The organism is Xylophilus sp. GW821-FHT01B05, from assembly GCA_038961845.1.
In the GTDB taxonomy this organism is placed as follows: Bacteria; Pseudomonadota; Gammaproteobacteria; order Burkholderiales; family Burkholderiaceae_C; genus Xylophilus.
Genome location: CP152408.1, coordinates 5,201,291 through 5,218,420, shown reverse-complemented (window position 1 = coordinate 5,218,420; position 17,130 = coordinate 5,201,291). Strand labels below are relative to the sequence as shown.

16 protein-coding genes are annotated in these 17,130 nt (G+C 67.9%); 4 read left to right on the top strand and 12 right to left on the bottom strand.

What is annotated here, in order from left to right; all coding sequences use genetic code 11:
* The first annotated feature begins 236 nt into the window (after positions 1-236).
* Positions 237-1,319 carry a 4-hydroxyphenylpyruvate dioxygenase gene (hppD, locus tag AAFF27_24365; protein XAH23084.1) on the top strand — a complete coding sequence of 361 codons (1,083 nt, stop codon included), beginning with the start codon at positions 237-239 and terminating at the stop codon, positions 1,317-1,319.
* 79 nt (positions 1,320-1,398) lie between these two features.
* The gene (locus tag AAFF27_24360) at positions 1,399-2,007 is read left to right on the top strand and encodes a YceI family protein (GenBank protein ID XAH23083.1); all 609 of its coding nucleotides are present in this window, start codon (positions 1,399-1,401) and stop codon (positions 2,005-2,007) included.
* A 74-nt stretch (positions 2,008-2,081) separates the two neighbouring features.
* On the opposite strand, the gene AAFF27_24355 is transcribed toward AAFF27_24360, so the two are convergent.
* The 7 genes from AAFF27_24355 to AAFF27_24325 all read right to left on the bottom strand — a co-directional run bounded on the left by AAFF27_24355 (position 2,082) and on the right by AAFF27_24325 (position 8,116).
* A complete protein-coding gene (locus AAFF27_24355; protein XAH23082.1) occupies positions 2,082-2,714 on the bottom strand; it encodes a LysE family translocator in 633 nt (210 codons plus the stop codon).
* A gap of 194 nt (positions 2,715-2,908) precedes the next feature.
* Positions 2,909-3,766: a PhzF family phenazine biosynthesis protein gene (locus AAFF27_24350; protein ID XAH23081.1), complete on the bottom strand. Its 858-nt coding sequence runs from the start codon at positions 3,764-3,766 to the stop codon at positions 2,909-2,911.
* Positions 3,767-3,966: 200 nt separating this feature from the next.
* On the bottom strand, positions 3,967-4,608 hold the full coding sequence (locus AAFF27_24345; protein ID XAH23080.1) for a glutathione S-transferase: 642 nt from the start codon (positions 4,606-4,608) through the stop codon (positions 3,967-3,969).
* Positions 4,609-4,610: 2 nt separating this feature from the next.
* Positions 4,611-5,273 carry a LysE family translocator gene (locus AAFF27_24340; protein ID XAH23079.1) on the bottom strand — a complete coding sequence of 221 codons (663 nt, stop codon included), beginning with the start codon at positions 5,271-5,273 and terminating at the stop codon, positions 4,611-4,613.
* 22 nt (positions 5,274-5,295) lie between these two features.
* Positions 5,296-6,498: a PLP-dependent aminotransferase family protein gene (locus tag AAFF27_24335; protein XAH23078.1), complete on the bottom strand. Its 1,203-nt coding sequence runs from the start codon at positions 6,496-6,498 to the stop codon at positions 5,296-5,298.
* Between the two features lie 56 nt (positions 6,499-6,554).
* On the bottom strand, positions 6,555-7,520 hold the full coding sequence (locus tag AAFF27_24330) for a DMT family transporter (GenBank protein ID XAH23077.1): 966 nt from the start codon (positions 7,518-7,520) through the stop codon (positions 6,555-6,557).
* Entirely contained in the window at positions 7,517-8,116 is a 600-nt protein-coding gene (locus AAFF27_24325) for a LysE family translocator (GenBank protein ID XAH23076.1), read from the bottom strand. Before AAFF27_24325 ends, AAFF27_24330 begins: the two co-directional genes overlap by 4 nt.
* A 98-nt stretch (positions 8,117-8,214) precedes the next feature.
* Here AAFF27_24325 and AAFF27_24320 point away from each other — a divergent pair, with 98 nt between their 5' ends.
* Complete coding sequence (locus tag AAFF27_24320; GenBank protein XAH23075.1) at positions 8,215-9,666, top strand: PLP-dependent aminotransferase family protein; 1,452 nt, start codon at positions 8,215-8,217, stop codon at positions 9,664-9,666.
* 81 nt (positions 9,667-9,747) lie between these two features.
* On the top strand, positions 9,748-10,914 hold the full coding sequence (locus tag AAFF27_24315) for an AAA family ATPase (GenBank protein ID XAH23074.1): 1,167 nt from the start codon (positions 9,748-9,750) through the stop codon (positions 10,912-10,914).
* Positions 10,915-11,000: 86 nt separating this feature from the next.
* Here the strand turns inward: AAFF27_24315 and AAFF27_24310 are convergent, their stop codons facing one another.
* From AAFF27_24310 to flgL, 5 genes are all read right to left on the bottom strand, one after another.
* Complete coding sequence (locus AAFF27_24310; GenBank protein XAH23073.1) at positions 11,001-11,909, bottom strand: SDR family NAD(P)-dependent oxidoreductase; 909 nt, start codon at positions 11,907-11,909, stop codon at positions 11,001-11,003.
* 62 nt (positions 11,910-11,971) lie between these two features.
* Positions 11,972-13,543, bottom strand: coding sequence for a glutamate--cysteine ligase (gshA, locus tag AAFF27_24305; protein ID XAH23072.1), 1,572 nt, complete (start codon positions 13,541-13,543; stop codon positions 11,972-11,974).
* Positions 13,544-13,722: 179 nt separating this feature from the next.
* Positions 13,723-14,388 (bottom strand): carboxylesterase, encoded by a 666-nt coding sequence (locus AAFF27_24300; protein ID XAH23071.1) that lies wholly within the window; start codon positions 14,386-14,388, stop codon positions 13,723-13,725.
* Positions 14,389-14,437: 49 nt separating this feature from the next.
* On the bottom strand, positions 14,438-15,721 hold the full coding sequence (locus AAFF27_24295) for an HDOD domain-containing protein (protein ID XAH23070.1): 1,284 nt from the start codon (positions 15,719-15,721) through the stop codon (positions 14,438-14,440).
* Between the two features lie 78 nt (positions 15,722-15,799).
* A complete protein-coding gene (gene flgL / locus AAFF27_24290; protein ID XAH23069.1) occupies positions 15,800-17,026 on the bottom strand; it encodes a flagellar hook-associated protein FlgL in 1,227 nt (408 codons plus the stop codon).
* Positions 17,027-17,130 lie beyond the last annotated feature (104 nt).

Genomic DNA, 17,130 nt, shown 5'->3' with positions numbered 1-17,130 from the left:
CGGCGATTCTGGGAGCCGGGCCCGGCGCGGCCGGTCGCTTGGGCGACGGGCTGTGGCGCGATCGTGAAGGATCGCTGCGTTAGCCAGAGATCGGGGAAGCGAAATATGTGGGTGGCGGATTGGATTCGCTGGAATCCTGCGAGTCCTGGCGGTATCAGCCGGAAGTTTGCAGGCAAATTGCGGTGCTGCGCTTCTACAGTCTCTGGATCAACCCCACACACACCGGAGCTAGCAACATGGCCGACCTTTTCGAGAACCCGATGGGCCTGATGGGATTCGAGTTCGTTGAGTTCGCATCGCCCACCGCCAACCTGCTGGAGCCGATCTTCAAGCTGCTCGGCTTTACCGAGGTGGCGCGGCACCGCTCCAAGGACGTGTCGCTGTACCGCCAGGGCGATATCAACTTCATCGTCAACCGCGAGCCGCACAGCCCCGCAGCCTACTTCGCGGCCGAGCACGGCCCCTCGGCCTGCGGCCTGGCCTTTCGGGTGCGCGATTCGCACCAGGCCTACAAGCGCGCGCTGGAGCTGGGCGCGCAGCCGGTGGAGGTGCACACCGGCCCGATGGAGCTGCGCCTGCCGGCGATCAAGGGCATTGGCGGCGCGCCGCTCTACCTGATCGACCGCTTCGAGGAAGGCAAGTCGATCTACGACATCGACTTCGAGTTTTTGCCGGGCGTGGACCGCAAACCGCGTGGCCACGGCTTTAGCGTGGTGGACCACCTCACGCACAACGTCTACCGCGGCCGCATGGCCTATTGGGCCGGCTTCTACGAGAAGTTCTTCAACTTCCGCGAGATCCGCTACTTCGATATTCAGGGTGAATACACCGGCCTGACCTCCAAGGCCATGAGCGCCCCCGACGGCCAGATCCGCATCCCGCTCAACGAGGAGGCGCGCCAGGGTGGCGGCCAGATCGAGGAATTCCTCATGCAGTTCAATGGCGAGGGCATCCAGCACATCGCCCTTCTCACCGACGACCTGCTGGGCGCGGTAGACCAACTGGGCCTGGCCGGCGTGTCGCTGGCCACGGCGCCCAATGACGTCTATTACGCCCAGGTCGAAAAGCGCCTGCCCGGCCACGGCGAGAACGTGGCCGAGCTGCAGGCGCGCGGCATCCTGCTTGACGGCACCACCGCTGGTGGCACGCCGCGCCTGCTGCTGCAGATCTTCTCCACGCCGATGCTGGGCCCGGTCTTCTTCGAGTTCATCCAGCGCAAGGGCGACTACCGCGACGGCTTTGGCGAGGGCAACTTCAAGGCGCTGTTCGAGTCGTTGGAGCGCGACCAGATCGAGCGCGGCGTGCTGCAGGCCGCGTAAGCGCGTAAAGGCTGGTTGCAACTGGCGCCCGCCCGGGGCCTAGACTGGGCGCCTTTCGTGTCCCAGCCCCGGAGCCCCGTTGCACAAGATCCTTGCCCTGATCCCATTTCTTGCCCTGGCCGGCGCCCATGCGGCGCCGGTGCGCTATGGGCTTGACCCGGAGCACAGCTTCCCCAGCTTCGAGGTCGACCACATGGGCCTGTCGGTGTGGCGCGGCCGGTTCAACAAGACCAGCGGCAGCGTGCTGCTGGATGCGGCGGCGCAGCGCGGCTCGGTGGATATCGCCATCGACACGGCCTCTGTCGACTTTGGCCTTGAGGCCATGAACGAAAAGGTGCGCGCCGCCGCCATCCTGGACGTGGAGAAATTCCCCACCGCCACCTACCGTGGCAGCTTTGCCAACTTTGCCGGCGGCATGCCGCGCGAGCTGCGTGGCGAGCTGACGCTGCACGGCGTGACCAAGCCGGTGCGGCTGCAGATCGTGAGCTTCAAGTGCATCAAGGAGCACCCGGTCCACAAGCGTGAAACCTGCGGTGCCGATGCGCGCGGCAGCTTCAACCGGGGTGACTTTGGTATCGGCTTTGGGCTGGACATGGGCTTCAAGCCGGTGGTGCACCTGCGCATTCAGGTAGAGGCACTGCAAGGTGCGGACGCGGGGCCGGGCGCAACCGAGAGCGTCACGCAATAGCTATAAAATATATAGCTAATAGCCCAGGTGGGGTAAGGGCTAGAGGCACTTTTTATCAATAATAGAGCGGGGTGTCAGCGGCGATCCGTCCACAGCAGCCGCAGCGCCAGCGCCGCCAGCACGCCGCCCATCAGCCAGCGCTGCACGCGCAGCCAGCTCGGGCGCCCGTTCAGGAAGCCGCCAATGCTTGCCGCGCCCAGCACCAGCAGCGCGTTGACCGTGCCGCTGATGGTGATCTGCACCAGGCCCAGCGCCAGGCTTTGCTGCAGCACGTCACCGCGCTCGGGGTGCAGAAACTGCGGGAAGAAGGACAGGTAGAACACCGCCACCTTGGGGTTCAGCACATTGGTCAGAAAGCCCATGCGCACCAGCGTGGCCGGCGACTCTGGCGGCAGCGCGCGCGCCACGAACGGGTTTGTGCCGCCAGGGCGTACTGCCTGCCAGGCCATCCACAACAGATAGGCCGCACCGGCAGCGCGTATCACCTCGAAGGCCATGGGCACGGCCATCAGCAGCGCCGTCAGGCCAAAGGCCGCCGCCAGCAAATGGAAGACAAAGCCCGCCAGCACGCCAATCAGCGACACCAGCCCGGCGCTGCGGCCCTGGCACAGGCTGCGCGATACGCAGTACACCATGTTGGGGCCGGGGGTCAGCACCAGCACCAGGGCGGCGGCGGAGAACAGCAGGAAGTCGTTCAGCGTGGGCATGGGAGCTTTCTCATACGGTTTTACATTCAATCAGATAGCTAGGCAGGGAGTCGAAGACAGAGGCAGAAGGCCGCGGAGCAGGCCATGCGTGAACCGCCGCGGAACTGGCTCTGCCAGGCCGCTGGCGGTGCCCCCTTCGCGCAGCAGAAGGGGGGGGGGCGAAGCGCGCAGCGTGCAGCCTGGGGGGATTCATCCTAGAGCAATACGGCGCCAGCGATGCAGGGCGCGACGTCACCGCCGACCCAGGTCGTGCCGTCTGTGTCCTGCTCGATGAAGACGCGGCCGGCGCGGCCCAGGCATTCGCCTTGCGACGCCACATAGCGGCCCGACACCAGGCCGGCGCCGATCAGCCATTGCGCAAGCGAGGCGTTGAGGCTGCCGGTGACAGGGTCTTCGGCCACGCCTATGGGCGCGGCAAAGGCACGCACCAGCAGCGCGGGCGTGGCCGGGTCGATGCCGGCCTTGCTGGCATCCAGGTGCACCACGCCGACCTTGGCGTCCAGCTCGCGCAGCCGCGCGTGGTCGGGCGACAGCGCCAGCACGGTCTGCGGGTTGTCCACCAGCAGCGCCAGCCAGACCGGGCCGTTGTCCAGCAACTGGGCGGCGCGGATCTCTTGCGGCTTCAGGCCGAGCGCGCGCGCCACCTGGGCCAGCCGTGCCGGGGCCGGGTCGGTGCGGCGCAGCGGCGGCGCGGCAAAGGCCAGGCGCGTACCGCTGCGGCGTATGCGCACCAGGCCCACGGCGCTCTCTTGCACCACCTCGCCGGCCTGGCGCGGCTGGCCGCCGGCAGCCAGCCAGACATGGCAGCTGCCCAGCGTCGGGTGGCCGGCAAAGGGCAGCTCGCCACCGGGCGTGAAGATGCGCACGCGGTAGTCGGCGGCCGGCGTCGTGGGCGGCAGCAGGAAGGTGGTTTCCGACAGATTGGTCCAGGCCGCGAAGCGCTGCATGGTGGCATCGTCAAGGCCGCTGCCGTCGAGCACGACCGCGAGCGGGTTGCCCCGGTAGGGCGTAGCGGTGAAGACGTCGACTTGCTGGAAGGGGCGGGATTTCATGGGGGTGGGCGTTGCTGTTCAGTGAGCGATATGGGTTTTCTACGGCGCTGAATGTCGTCCGCAGAGCATGAGGCCGAGCGGCATTGAAGGCCGCGGAGCAGGCCATGCGCAAACGTCCGCGGAACCGGCTTTGCCGGGCCGCAGGACGTGCCCCCTGAAGGGGGTTGGCGAAGCGACACGAAGTGCGCGAAGACTGGGGGTCATTCCAATGCCAGATCAAGCACGCCGCGTGCGGCTGGGCGGGAAAGCAGGTTGGCGTACCAGCGTTCCAGGTTTGGCCAGGTCGGCCGGTGGTACTCGACCGCCGGCAGGCCGAACCAGCGGTGCGCTTCGCAGCCCAGCGGGATGTCGGCCATGGTGAAGCGCTCGCCACCGATGTAGGCACGCTTTGCGAGGTGCGCGTCGAGCATGGCGAACAGCGCCTCGCTGTCGTGCACAGAGGCGTCGATCAGCGCCGGCTGGCGCTGCGATGGCGGTGTGCGCACCCACTGGATGAAGGCGTCGCGGCTGGCGCGGTTGAGCGTGGTCTGCTGCCAGTCCATCCAGCGCTCGGCATCGAAGCGCGCGGGCAGCTCGCCTGGGTAGAGCTGGCCTGGCGAATGCTTGGCGCAGAGGTAGCGCACGATCACGTTCGATTCCCACAGCGTCACGCGCTCGGCGCCTTCGCCGTCGTCGATGGCGGGCACCATCGCGTTCGGGTTGAGCGCGAGGTATTCGGGCGTTTGCACCACGCCAAATTTTCCACCGGCCTCGGTGCGCTGGAAGTCAATGCCCAGTTCTTGCGCGCACCACACTACCTTGCGGACGTTGATCGAGCTGGTGCGGCCCCAGATATTGAGCATGTTTAGCGTCCTGGTGTGGAGAGCATGGAAACGGGGGCCGATGGGCGGTCAAGCAGCAGCAGGCGCAGCGCCAGGCCGATCATCACCAGCGCCAGCAGCGTGCGCTGGAACTTCTCGGCGCCGGGGCGGCGTTGCAGCCAGCGCCCGACCTGGCCGCTGCAGGCGCCCAGCAAGGTGTTGAAGGCCAGCGCGGCGATGGACAGCAGCACGCCCAACTGCACCAGTTGCAGCGGCACGCTGCCACGCGCCGGGTCCACAAACTGCGGCAGGAAGACCATGAAGAACAGCAAGGCCTTCGGGTTGACCAGGTTGTTCAGCAGCGCCATGCGCACGATGCGTGCAAAGCCGGCGGGCCTGGCGGCACCCACGCGCAAGCCGCCTTTGCTGCGCAGCGCCTGTGCGGCCAGCCACAGCAGGTACAGCGCGCCCGCATAGCGCAGCAGATCGAAAGAGGGTGGCCACGCCGCCACCAGCGCGGTCACGCCGGTGGCGGCAAACAACGTATGCACCAGGTCGGCCGCCGAGATGCCGATGGCCGCCGCAAAGCCGCCGCGCGGGCCGTGCGCCACGCCGTGCGAGAGCACGAAAGCCATGTTCGGGCCGGGCGAAAGGAACAGCGCCAGAACCGCGAGCAGGAAGAGCGACAGCGTTGCAAGGCCGATCACGGGAGGCTCCTGGTTTGTGCTTTCAGACCTGTGCGACGGCCAGCTTCTTGTCGCCCAGCAGCGCGAGTTCTTCGCGCAGCGTCTGCGCCAGCGCGGCGATGGCGATGTCGATCTCTTCCACGCTGGCGGTCACAAAGGACAGGCGCAGCGTGCGCGGGTCGCCCTCGCCGGCGTAGAAGGGCGCGCCGGGAACGAAGGCCACGTTGCGCTCAACGGCCTTGGGCAGCAGCGTCACGGTGTCTATGCCCTCGGGCAGCCGCGCCCACAGGAACATGCCGCCCTTGGGCGCGTTGAACTGCACGTCCAGGCCCGCCATCTCGCGCTTGAGCGCGGTGATCATGGCGTCGCGCTGGCGCTTGTACAGCGCGCGGATGGTGGGCACGTGGCGGTCCAGGAAGCCATCCTTCATTACCGCCGACACCATGCGCTGCGTGAAGATCGGCGTGTGCAGATCCACCGCCTGCTTGGCCTGCAGCAGCTTCGGGTAGATGGCCTTGGGCGCCACCAGGAAGCCCAGGCGCAGGCCCGGTGCCAGCACCTTCGAGAACGAGCCCAGGTAGATGCAGCCTTCGGGGTTGCGCGCGGTCAGCGGCAGCGGCGGGGCTTCGTCGAACCAGAGCTCGCCGTAGGGGTTGTCTTCGATGATCGGCAGGTTGGCGGCGGCAGCGGCGGCCGACACGGCGGCGCGGCGCTCCTCAGTCATGGTGCGGCCGGTGGGGTTCTGGAAGTTGGGCAGCAGGTAGACAAAGCGCGCGTCCTTGGCCTTGGCGACCAGGTCATCGACGATCACGCCGTCGTCGTCGCTGGCCACGCTCACCGGGTTCGGCTCCATCGGGCCGAAGGCCTGCAGCGCGCCGAGGTAGGTGGGCGTCTCCACCAGCACCTTGCTGCCCGGGTCGATCAGCACCTTGGCCACCAGGTCCAGGCCCTGCTGCGAGCCGGTGGTGATCAGCACCTGGGAGGCGTCGACGTCCCACGGCAGCATGTCGGCCACGGCCTGGCGCAGCGGCGCATAGCCTTCGCTGGCGGCATATTGCAGCGCGGCCTGGCCGTCGTTGTGCAGCACTTCGGCGCAGGCATCAGCAAAGGCCTGGATCGGGAAGGTCTTGGGCGAGGGCAGGCCGCCGGCCAGGCTGATGATGCCGGGGCGTTCGGTGACCTTGAGGATTTCACGCAGCACCGAAGGATTCATCTTGGCGGCGCGGGCGGCGAGTTTCCAGTTCATGTGGTTTTCTTTCAGGCAGGTGAGGTGAGATTCGAACAAAGGGTGCAGGCTGTGCGTCAGGGCCTGCGCAGGCTGGCCGTGCAGACAGTGCCAGCGGGTATTTTCGGTGCGGCGGCGCTTGCTGGTTGCGACAGCCGTTTGCCAACGACCACCGTGGCCACCACGGCGATGGCAAAGCCCAGCGTCACCACGTCGAGTGGTTCGCCCAGCAGCGGGATCGACACAAGAATGGACAGAAACGGCTGCAGCAATTGCGTCTGGCTCACACGCAAGGCGCCGCCCAGGGCCAGGCCGCGGTACCAGGCAAAGAAGCCGATCCACATCGAGAACATGCCGACGTAGACAAAGCCGACCCAGGCCGACGCGGCAATGGGCTGCTGCGGCCACATGGCCAGCGTGGCCGGCAGCGTGACGGGCAGCGCCATCACGCAGACCCAGCAAATCACGCGCTCGGCACCCAAGGAAGGCGTGACCTGCGCGCCGTAGATATAGCCAAAGGACGCGGCAATCACCGCCCCGACCAGCAGCAGGTCGGCCCATTCGAAGCCAAAGCCGTGCCCGCCCTGGTGCGCGCGCAGCACCGAGAACAGCACCACCAGCAAGCTGCCCGCAATGGCGCAGAGCCAGAAGCCCAGCCGCGCGCGCTGGTGCAGCACCCAGGCCGCAACGGCAGCCGTGGCCAGCGGCAGCAGGGCCGTCACCACCGCCGCATGGCTGGCCGTGACCACGCGCAGCGCATAGCCCAGCAGCAGCGGAAAGCCGATGACGTTGCCCAGCACCGCGATGCCCAGCGGCTTCCATTGGTGCGGCGCCGGCCGTGGCGAGCGCGTGGCCAGCAGGAAGACGGCCGACAACACGCCCGCCAGCGCCGCGCGCCCGAGCGTGACGAACCACGGCGACAACTGCGGCGCGGCCTGCGTGCCGGTGGCCAGCCGCGTCATTGGCAGCGTGATGGCGAACAGCGCGACACCGACCACGCCCAGCCACATGCCCAGCGTCTCGTCCTTGATGTCGAGCTTCATACGCTCACCATCCACCAGGCCGTGAGCACCAGCACCAGGCCCATCGCGCGGTTGAACCACAGCAGCCGCGCGCCTTTGGCCAGCCATTCACGCAGCAGCGCGCCCACCAGCGCATAGGTGAAGTTGCTGACGAAGGCATAGAACAGCATCACCGGCGCCACGATGGCAAAGCGGCCTAGCGCATCGGGCTGCCCCGCGATCCAGCCCGCCACCAGCGTGAGCGCCAGCAGCCAGGCCTTGATGTTGACGAACTGCAGCATCACGCCTTGGCCAAAGCCGATGCTGAGCTTGGCGCTGTCGGCGCGGCCCAGCGTGGCGCTACCGCTGAGCTTGTAGGCCAGCCACAGCAGGTAGCCAATGCCCAGCGCCTTGATCGCCAAGCGCAGCGGCGGCACCGCCACCACCAGCGCGCCCAGGCCGGCGGCGCACAGCACCAGCAGCAGCGTCCAGCCGATCGGCACCGCCACCACAAAGCGCATGGCGCGCGGCAGGCCGCCGTTGGCCGCCAGGGCTGTGGAGAGCGTGGTGTTGGGCCCGGGCGAAAAACTCATCGCCGTGGCCAGCACCAGCAGCGCGGTGAATTCTTGCCAGTTCATGCCCAATACTTTAAAGTCTTGACCATCACAGAACCAGTACAGATGGTCGCACAAATCCTGAATCTGTACTGTGCAAGGTACTGGCACAGACTACCCCCATGCTGACCCGAACCCCCACGCAAACCCTGACCGAACAACTCGCCGACCGCTTTGCCGAGCGCGTGCGGGCCGGCTTGCTGGTGCCCGGCGCGCGCCTGCCCTCGGTGCGCGAATGCGCGCGCCAGCAGGGCGTGAGCCCGCACACCGTGGTGGCGGCCTACGACCTGCTGCTGGCCCAGGGGCTGGTGGAGGCGCGGCGGCAGCGCGGTTTCTTTGTCCGGGATTTTTTGCCAAATAGGCCTCAAGCCAAGGATGCGACTGGGCATGAAGCTATAAAAAAAGGAGCGAAAGCGCGTGCGGCGCAGGCCGGCCCGCTGCGCAACGCGCCGCTGCAGGCCACGGCGCTGATCCGCGGCATGTTCCATTCGCCCTCGGGCCGCGCCCAGCCGGGCTCGGGCGTGATGCCGCCCGACTGGCTGGATCTGCCCGCGCTGCAGGCCGCCGTGCGCAAGGTCACCGCCAGTACCGCCTGGGCGCGCAGCTCGCTGGAATACGGCGAGCCGCTGGGCGACAGCGGCCTGCGCGAGGTGCTGTCGCAGCGCCTGTCGCAGATCGGCATCGAGGCCGCACCAGCACAGATCATCACCACCGTGGGCGCCACGCATGCGCTGGACATCGTCAGCCGCACCCTGCTGAAGGCCGGCGACCCGGTGATGGTGGAGGAGCCCGGCTGGTCGGTGGAATTTGCCCGGCTCGACGCCTTGGGCATGCGCGTGCTGCCGGTGCCGCGCGGCGCCGCCGGGCCGGACCTGGAGGTGATGGCGCGCTACTGCCAGACGCATGCGCCGCGGCTCTTCGTCAGCGTCAGCGTGTTCCACAACCCGACCAGCTACTGCCTTGCGCCCGGCAGCGCGCACCGGCTGCTGGAGCTGGCGCAGAAGCACGACTTTCACATCGTCGAAGACGACACCTACAGCCACATCGCGCCCGAGCACGCCACCCGCGTCACCACGCTCGACGGCCTGCGCCGCACCATCTATGTCGGCGGTTTTGCCAAGATCCTGGCGCCCAACTGGCGCGTCGGCTTCCTGGCCGCGCCGCCCGACTTGGTAGAGCGCCTGCTCGACACCAAGATGCTGGCCACCCTCACCACGCCCTCATTGCTGGAGAAGGCGCTGGCCATCTGCATAGAGCAGGGCCAACTGCGCCGCCACGCCGAGCGCGTGCGCGCCCGCCTGGAGCTGGCCCGCAGCCGCAGCGTCAAGCTGGCGCAGGCGGCGGGCTGCAGCTTCGTCGCCGAGCCCATGGGCGTCTTTGGCTGGGTCGACACCGGTGTCGACACCGACGTGCTGGCCCAGCGCATGCTGGACGACGGCTGGCTGCTGGCCCCCGGTGCCCTGTTCAACGCCACGCGCCAGCCCAGCACGCTGATGCGCATCAATTTTGCGAACACGCAGGACGCTACTTTTTGGCGGGCGTTTGAGCGGATGCGGGATGCGATGCGGGGGTGAGGGCATCAATGGGCGATAGAATTATCGAAGTTTATCTAAATTAAGATAATTTATCTTTTTTGTGATATCGAAGGATAAATCATGATCGCCTACTCGCGTTCCGCATTGGCCAAAGAACTGGTGGTGGCCTTGCAGGGCAGGTCGGTGTTTGGCGATGCCCACAACGGCCTGTTCCTGGCCGCGCCGCGCCGCACCGGCAAAACCACCTTCCTGCGCGGTGATTTGCGTCCCGCGCTGGAGCAGGCGGGCATCGTTGTGGTGTACGTCGATCTGTGGGCCGATACCGCTCGCGACCCTGGCGCCCTCATCGCCGAAGCCATTGGGCGCGCGTTGCAGCCGCACCTGGGCGTCGTGGCCCAGGCGGCGCGCAAGGCCGGGCTGGAGAAGGTCAGCCTGGCCGGCTGGCTGCAGATCGACACCAGCAAGATCGGCAAGGTGGATGGCCTGACGCTGACCGACGCCTTGCGCGCCCTGTACGAATCCGCGGGCAAGCCGGTGGCGCTGATCATTGACGAAGCCCAGCACGCCCTCACCAGCGAGGCCGGCGAGAACGCCATGTCGGCCCTCAAATCGGCCCGCGACCAGATGAACCAGCCCGGCGAGGTGCACCTGATGCTGGTGATGTCGGGCTCTGACCGCGACAAGCTGCTGCGCCTGGTCAACACCAACGGGTCGCCCTTCTACGGCTCCCAGATCCAGCGCATGCCGCCCCTGGGTGCTGATTTCATCGCCCACATCGCCCACCTGGTCGAGGCCCAGCGGCCCGACCTTCGACCGGTGGATACCGCCGCCCTGCAGACGGCCTTTGAAGGCTTTGGCAACCGCCCGCAGTTCTTCATGGAGGCCTTGGGCCAGGTGTTGAGCCCGCTGGCAGACCTGCAGGAGCGCTTCGAGCCCGCCATGCTGCATGCCGCGCAACAGCGCCAGCGCGACGACGAAGCGCAGATGGAATCCGACTACCTGGGCTTGAAACCCGCCGAGCAGGCCATGCTGTGGCGCATGCTGGAGCAGGGGCCGCGCTTTCGTCCGTACGACGCCGATGCACTCAAGTTCTATCGCGAAAAGGCAGGCATCGTGGTGAGCGTGGCCCAGGCGCAGAAGGCGCTGGAAGCCCTGCGCCAGCGCATGCCGGCCCTGGTGTGGAAATCAGCGCGCGGCGAATACGCGGTCGAGGATGCTGCGATGCACAGGTGGTTCGAGGCGCGCAGGGAGGCGGGAACATGGCCGCCGGTGCCGTCCCAGGTTTGAGTTCGGCAATTGTCTTCATCAGGGCCAGCGGTCGATGCTGTGACATAGACGATTTGTCACCCACGTATTCCTGAGCTGCCCACGCCTCAAGACCGCCCCGCCAACGCCCGCCCCACCTCCAGCGTCCCCTGCGCCGCCCCGCTCAGCGGCACCTGCTCCCCCGCCCGATCCGTCACCTTGGCCAACTGCGCCGCCAGCCGCTCTGGCGCATCCGGGCCGGTGCCGATGAAAGTGCCTTGGGTGAGCGTGACATGCGCGGCCTCGAAGCTGCCGGCGCCTGCGCACAGAACCGTGCGGTTGGGGGCGTCTTCCGCTGCCAGCACCAGCATGGCGGGCACGACGGCGGCGGGGTCGAGGGCGTCCAGCACCTGCTGCGGCATCAGGCCTTCGGTCATACGGGTGGCGGCGGTGGGGGCCAGGCAGTTGATGCGGATGCCGTGTTTCTCGCCTTCGATGCTGAGCGTCTGCATCAGGCCGACCAGGGCCATCTTGGCGGCGCCGTAGTTGCTCTGGCCGAAGTTGCCGTACAGGCCGGAGGACGAGGTGGTCATGACGATGCGGCCGTATTGCTGCGCGGTCATCAGCGGCCAGACGGCCTTGCTGCAGTGCACGGCGCCCATCAGGTGCACGTCCAGCACCAGGCGGAAGTCGGCCAGCTCCATCTTGGCAAAGCTTTTGTCGCGCAGGATGCCGGCGTTGTTGACCAGTATGTCGACGCGGCCCCAGGCGTCTACCGCCTGCTGCACCATGGCCTGCACGGCGTCGAAGTCGGTAACGGAGGCGCCGTTGGCGATGGCCTGGCCGCCGGCGGCGACGATCTCGTCGACCACCGCTTGCGCCGCCGTGACCGAGCTGCCGCCGCCGTTGAGCGTGCCGCCCAGGTCATTGACGACGACTTTGGCGCCGCGTTTGGCGAGGGCCAGCGCATGCTGGCGGCCCAGGCCGCCGCCGGCTCCGGTGACGATGGCGACGCGGTCTTTGAAATCAATGCCCATGGCGAGACGGTCCTGTGGATAAATGACCGCCCAACTCTACGGCAAGCCGCAGCGCGCCTTTGTCACACGTGCAGCACGGCCTTGGCTTGCTTGCTGCGCGGCATCAGGTGCAGGGGCGATGTGTACTGCTCGCGGAACTGCTCGAAGGGCATGGTGTCGGCGGCTTCGATGCGCTTTTGCGCCTCGACCGAGTCCTGCGCCATCTGCTCGAAGGCGGCCTGCCGCGCGGGCGCCAGCGGCGTGGCCAGCAGCGCTGCGCGCGTGGCCTGCGAGCGGGTGCGGGCAAAGTCGATAAAGGCGTTGCCGTGCTGCTCTTGCATGGCCGCCAGCACGCGGGCCGAGGGCAGGGTGTGCGGCGCGGCAATGGCAGCCTGGGCGGCGCGCACGGCCTCTGCGTGCAATTGGCCGCCGTGCAGGGCGTCGAGTTGCGCGGCAATGGGCGCGCAGTCGGCCAGGATCTGCGCCGCCCAATCGACCAGCGCCACCTGCTGGCCCTGGCGTTGCAGCAGCAGGCCGGGTTGGCGGCCGCTGGCGGCGGTGAGGTGCTGGTTGTGGGCGATCTCGGCGATCTCTGCCGGCGTGTCGGGCGGGCTGTCGGCCAGCAGGCAGTGCAGCAGGAAGACGTCGAGCAGGCGCATGGTCTGCGCGCTGATGCCCAGGGGCTCGAAGGGGTCGAGGTCCATCAGGCGCACTTCGACGTATTCCACGCCGCGCTCGCGCAGCGCATGCAGCGGCCGCTCGCCAGGGTGGATGGTGCGCTTGGGGCGGATGGTGCCGTAGAACTCGTTCTCGATCTGCAGCAGCGTGGTGGCGAGCTGGTTGTATTCACCGCCCAGGTTGCGCACGCCAATGCTTTCGTAGGCCGGGTAGGGGTGCGTCAGCGCATCTTGCAGCGAGGCGCCGTAGCCTTCCAGGCTGTTGTAGCTGACCGATAGCGATGCCTGCGCTTCGCTCTGGTAGCCCAGCCGCCCCATGCGCAGCGAGGTGCCGTAGGGCATGTGCATGGTGTAGTCGCCAATGCGCTCCAGCGTGTGCGGGCGGCCTTCGACAAAGCTCTCGCACACAGCCGGCGAGGCGCCAAACAGCACCAGCGGCAAAAAGGCGTGGCGGCGGAAGTTGCGGATCAGCGCGAAGTACTGCTCGCTCGACACGCCCGGCAGCGACCAGTTGTAGTGGATGCCCGAGATGGTCTGCATGCGCCGGCCGTAGCGGTGGCCCAGGCCCATGCGGTAGACGCTCTTGGCGCGGCCGATGTTGGAGGTGCCGTAGCGCCCGATCGGAATGGTCTCGTCCGATGGCAGGCCGCAGGGCATGCTGGAGGCCCACAGCAGCTCGTCATCCACGTTGGCGCATTCGCGCTGCAAGGTTTGGTAGACGAACTGGTGCACTTCGCGCAGCTCGGCCAGGCAGGCGTCCACGTCGGCATGCACGCCGGTGATGAGCTCAACCTGCGATTCGCTGAAGTCGGTGGTGATGTGCGGGTGCGTGAGCGCGGCGCCCAGCGCCACTGGGTGCGGCGTGAGCGCCAGCTTGCCGTCGGCGCGCGCGCGCAGGCTCTCTTTCTCTATCCCTCGCCGGATGCCTCGCAGGTGCGCCGGCGCCAATGCCGCCAGCCGTTGTTGTAGTTCGCCCATATGCTGATAGCCAATAGTTCTATGTTTTGCTGGGCCGGACGGTAACACCGGCGGTATTTTCTCGCCCGGGGGCGGGAAATTGCCCGGTCGACAAAGCCTTTGGTACTATGTTTTTTATAGCTAATAGCCCAGGTGGGTAAAGGGCTAAGGCCCTATTTTGCTTAAATTTTGTGCGCAGCCTAGGCCAGTACCCGCAGCAGGAAGTGGTTCAGGTCGGCGATCTCGGGTGGGCAGACCGAGTGCTCCATCGGGTAGTCGTGCCACTCAAGCGCATGCCCCAGCGCTGTGAGCGCGTCGCGCGAGGCGATGGCGCGCGGCAGTTGCACCACGCCGTCGTGCCGGCCGTGGGCCAGGAAGATGGGGGTGGCCTGGTTGGCCGGGTGCTGCTCGGCTGCAGTGCTGGCGGCCAGCGGCAGGTAGCCGGAGAGGCCGACGATGCCGGCCAGGGCCTCGGCGTGGCGCAGGCCGGCCAGCAAGGCCATGGCGCAACCCTGCGAGAAGCCCGCCAGCACGATGCGGTTGGCCGGAATGCCGCGCGCCTTCTCGTGTGCCAGCAGGGCCTCGACCGTGGCCAGCGAGCGGCGCAGGCCGGGTTCGTCCTCGCGCCGGGCGATGCCGGTGCCGGGAAAAATGTCGTACCAGGCCGGCATGGCGTAGCCGCCGTTGATGCTGACCGGCTGCACCGGCGCGTTCGGGAACACGAAGCGCACCGGGCCCACGGCGGCCAGGTCCAGCTCATGCGCGATGGGCACAAAGTCATCGCCGCTGGCACCCAGGCCGTGCAGGATGATGATGCTGGCGCGCGGCTGCGGGCCGGTTTCGATCTCGATGGGGGCTGTGCTCATGGTGCGGGCGGTGAGTGGTGAACCGCCCCGAGCATAAACAGCCGCGGTTTCAGCGCAGCGCGCCGTCTGCCTGCAGCCCGCCCAGCATGCGCAGCAGGGCGCGGTTGATGTCGCCGCGGTCCATGGCGTGGCGCACGCACAGGCGGCGGGTGGCCTCGGTGTCGGGGGATTCGAGCGCCACCGCCATGGCCAGGGCGGCGGCGTAGGGGCCGGTGTGCATCACGGTGGCGTCGTAGATGCGGCCGGACAGCGGCAGGCGGGTGAGGATGCTGCCCAGGGGCTGGTCCAGCAGTTGATCCAGGTCGGAGAACAGCCCGCACAGGGCGATCTCGCGGCGCAGCGCTTCTTCGCTGCCGGCGTCGAGCAGGCGCTCCATCAGGCGCGAGCGCATCACCATGCCGGCCTTGACCGGGCGCAGCACCGAGTCATGGCTGGCGTGCGGCAACTGCTCTACCAGCCACTGCGCCAATGTGGCGGTGCCCAGCATCATCAGCCCGTGGCGCACCGACTCCACGCCGCTGCGCAGCCCGACGCCGGGCGAATTGGCATAGACCAGGAAGCGGTAGGCCAGCAGCGGGTCGTCGCACAGCGTGCGCTCCACCGTTTCGGCCGAGCGGTCGGCCTCTAGCGCCTGCAGCGTGGCCAGCACCACCTTGTGGTCGGGCTCCAGCGGGCCGTGGCGCAGGCTGTAGACCGCGTCTTCCACCGGCCAGCCGGCCAGCGCATGGGCGCGGCAGCGCTCAAAGCAATATTCCATCAGCACATGGCTGGCGATGCCGCCAAAGATCTGGCCGCTGGGCAGCGGGCCGGTGGCGGGCACGCCGGCCGGCGCCTTGGCCTGGCGCAGGGCGTCGTGCAGGGCCAGCGCGGCCAGCGCCGGCGATACGCTGAGCCACTGGCGCGCAAAGCAGCCGGCCAGGCCGGGCTCGGGCGGCTGCTCGGCCTCGCCCTGCCAAACCAGTTGCAGCCCGCGCCGGTGGGCGCGGCGCACTGCGTCGGCCACCGGTGCGCGTGCCAGCTCGGTGGCAGGCACCACCAGCGTGGGCGTGAAGAAGGTGTGGGTGCTGAAGGTGGGCTCTTCGCCGGCGAGCCGGCGCGGGGCCGGTTGCACATGGTCCAGCAGGCCGGCCAGCAAGGGGGCTGATTGGGCCAGCAGCAGGATGGGCGGGGCCTCGGCGGGCAGCAGCTCTTGCAGCGCCTCGACCAGGTGGGCGGCATCCACCGTGGCGTCGGCTTCCGGCCGCACGAACAGTGCGATGCCCATCAGCGTGCGGCGGGGACCCCACAGCGGCTGGTAGCCCAGGGTGATGCTGTCGAGGACGGTGGCGGTCATGCGGTGCGCGGAACGGGAGCGGTGACGGGATACGCCATCGTAGCGGCGTGCTGGGGCGCGGGGGCCCCGGACAAACGATCAGCTGATGTAGTTGAACAGCGACAGCTTCTGGATCTGGGCATAGGACGCCAGCGCTGCCGAATAGACCGTCTGCTGGTTCTGGAAGTCCGACACGCGCTTGACCTGGCTGTTGGTGTCCGAGCCCTCGGCCAGCGACAGGTCGGCCGTGACCTGGACCGAGCGCGCGTCCTGCGTGTCGCTGATCCGGTCGGCGCGGTTGAGCAGTTCGCCGGCGTAGGAGCGGCTCGCGCTCACCCGGGACAGGCCGCTGTCGAGCTGCTGCAGCGCCTGGGTCACCGCGTTGGTGGTGGCGCCGACATTGGCGCCGGACTTGCTGAGCTCGCTGATCGCCTGGTCCATCACCGAGAAGATACTGGTCTTCTGGCTGGGCGCGATGTTCATGCTGTCGCCATTGGCGGGGGTGCCCGTGACGTTGAAGGACAGACCGTCGAAGCTGATCGGCTGGCCCGACACATAGGTTTGGTTGGCGATGGGCGGGGTGCTGCCGGGCACGCTGTAGGTGGTGTTGCCGGCGGCATCCACCGCAAAGCTGACGCTGTAGCTGGCGCCGGTCAGGGCTGCGGGGTTGGTCACCGTGCCGGCGTCGGCCCAGGCGGTGCCGGTGTTGGTCACCGTGCCGCTGGCATTGGTCGGCAGCGCAATGCTGAAGACGCCATTGCCGGTGGGCACGTCCATGAAGGTCGCATAGCCGTCGACGGTGGTCGAGATGGCGTTGCCGTTGCTCGCGTTCTGCCCGCCGATGCCGCTGTAGGTAACGACGTTGCCGTCAACGAAGGGGGCCGCCGTGCTGCCCAGGCCGCCGAACAGCGACTGGCCGCTGCTGTCCTTCTGGTTGGCCAGCGACAGGATCTGGTCGCGCAGCGAGCTGAGCTGCTGCACGATGCTGGCGCGCGAGGTCGCGTCATAGCTGCCGTTGCCGGCCTGGATCACCAGGTCGCGGAAGTCCTGGATGGCGGAGTTGACGTTGCCCAGCGTGCCTTCGGCGCTCTGGATGGTGGCGCGCTGCGCGGTCAGCGCCTTTTGTTCGGTATCGATGCGTGACAGGCGCGTGGTGGCGCGCTCGGCCGCCGCGGCGGCGGCAGGGTCGTCGCTGCCGCGCTGCACGTTCTGGTTGGCGCTGACCTGCCCTTGCAGGTTGACCATCGCGCTCTGGCGGGCCGACAGATTGCGAAGGGCGTTGTCAAAGGCGTTGGCGGTGCCGATACGGCCGTAGGGATTGGTCATGCTGGGTCTCTCTCTCTATCAATTGGTCCATGGCGCTACGCGTTAGCCGCACATCGCCCGCAGGGGCTCCAAAGGCCGCGGAGCAGGCCAAGCGCAGACATCCG

What these genes read in the sequence shown, in the direction of transcription:
- flgL (XAH23069.1), bottom strand. Translation starts at nt 17,026, where the DNA reads ATGACCAATCCCTACGGCCGTATCGGCACCGCCAACGCCTTTGACAAC.
- AAFF27_24330 (XAH23077.1), bottom strand. Translation starts at nt 7,520, where the DNA reads ATGAAGCTCGACATCAAGGACGAGACGCTGGGCATGTGGCTGGGCGTG.
- AAFF27_24355 (XAH23082.1), bottom strand. Translation starts at nt 2,714, where the DNA reads ATGCCCACGCTGAACGACTTCCTGCTGTTCTCCGCCGCCGCCCTGGTG.
- AAFF27_24345 (XAH23080.1), bottom strand. Translation starts at nt 4,608, where the DNA reads ATGCTCAATATCTGGGGCCGCACCAGCTCGATCAACGTCCGCAAGGTA.
- AAFF27_24325 (XAH23076.1), bottom strand. Translation starts at nt 8,116, where the DNA reads ATGAACTGGCAAGAATTCACCGCGCTGCTGGTGCTGGCCACGGCGATG.
- AAFF27_24350 (XAH23081.1), bottom strand. Translation starts at nt 3,766, where the DNA reads ATGAAATCCCGCCCCTTCCAGCAAGTCGACGTCTTCACCGCTACGCCC.
- AAFF27_24335 (XAH23078.1), bottom strand. Translation starts at nt 6,498, where the DNA reads ATGAACTGGAAACTCGCCGCCCGCGCCGCCAAGATGAATCCTTCGGTG.
- AAFF27_24315 (XAH23074.1), top strand. Translation starts at nt 9,748, where the DNA reads ATGATCGCCTACTCGCGTTCCGCATTGGCCAAAGAACTGGTGGTGGCC.
- gshA (XAH23072.1), bottom strand. Translation starts at nt 13,543, where the DNA reads ATGGGCGAACTACAACAACGGCTGGCGGCATTGGCGCCGGCGCACCTG.
- AAFF27_24320 (XAH23075.1), top strand. Translation starts at nt 8,215, where the DNA reads ATGCTGACCCGAACCCCCACGCAAACCCTGACCGAACAACTCGCCGAC.
- AAFF27_24310 (XAH23073.1), bottom strand. Translation starts at nt 11,909, where the DNA reads ATGGGCATTGATTTCAAAGACCGCGTCGCCATCGTCACCGGAGCCGGC.
- AAFF27_24300 (XAH23071.1), bottom strand. Translation starts at nt 14,388, where the DNA reads ATGAGCACAGCCCCCATCGAGATCGAAACCGGCCCGCAGCCGCGCGCC.
- AAFF27_24295 (XAH23070.1), bottom strand. Translation starts at nt 15,721, where the DNA reads ATGACCGCCACCGTCCTCGACAGCATCACCCTGGGCTACCAGCCGCTG.
- hppD (XAH23084.1), top strand. Translation starts at nt 237, where the DNA reads ATGGCCGACCTTTTCGAGAACCCGATGGGCCTGATGGGATTCGAGTTC.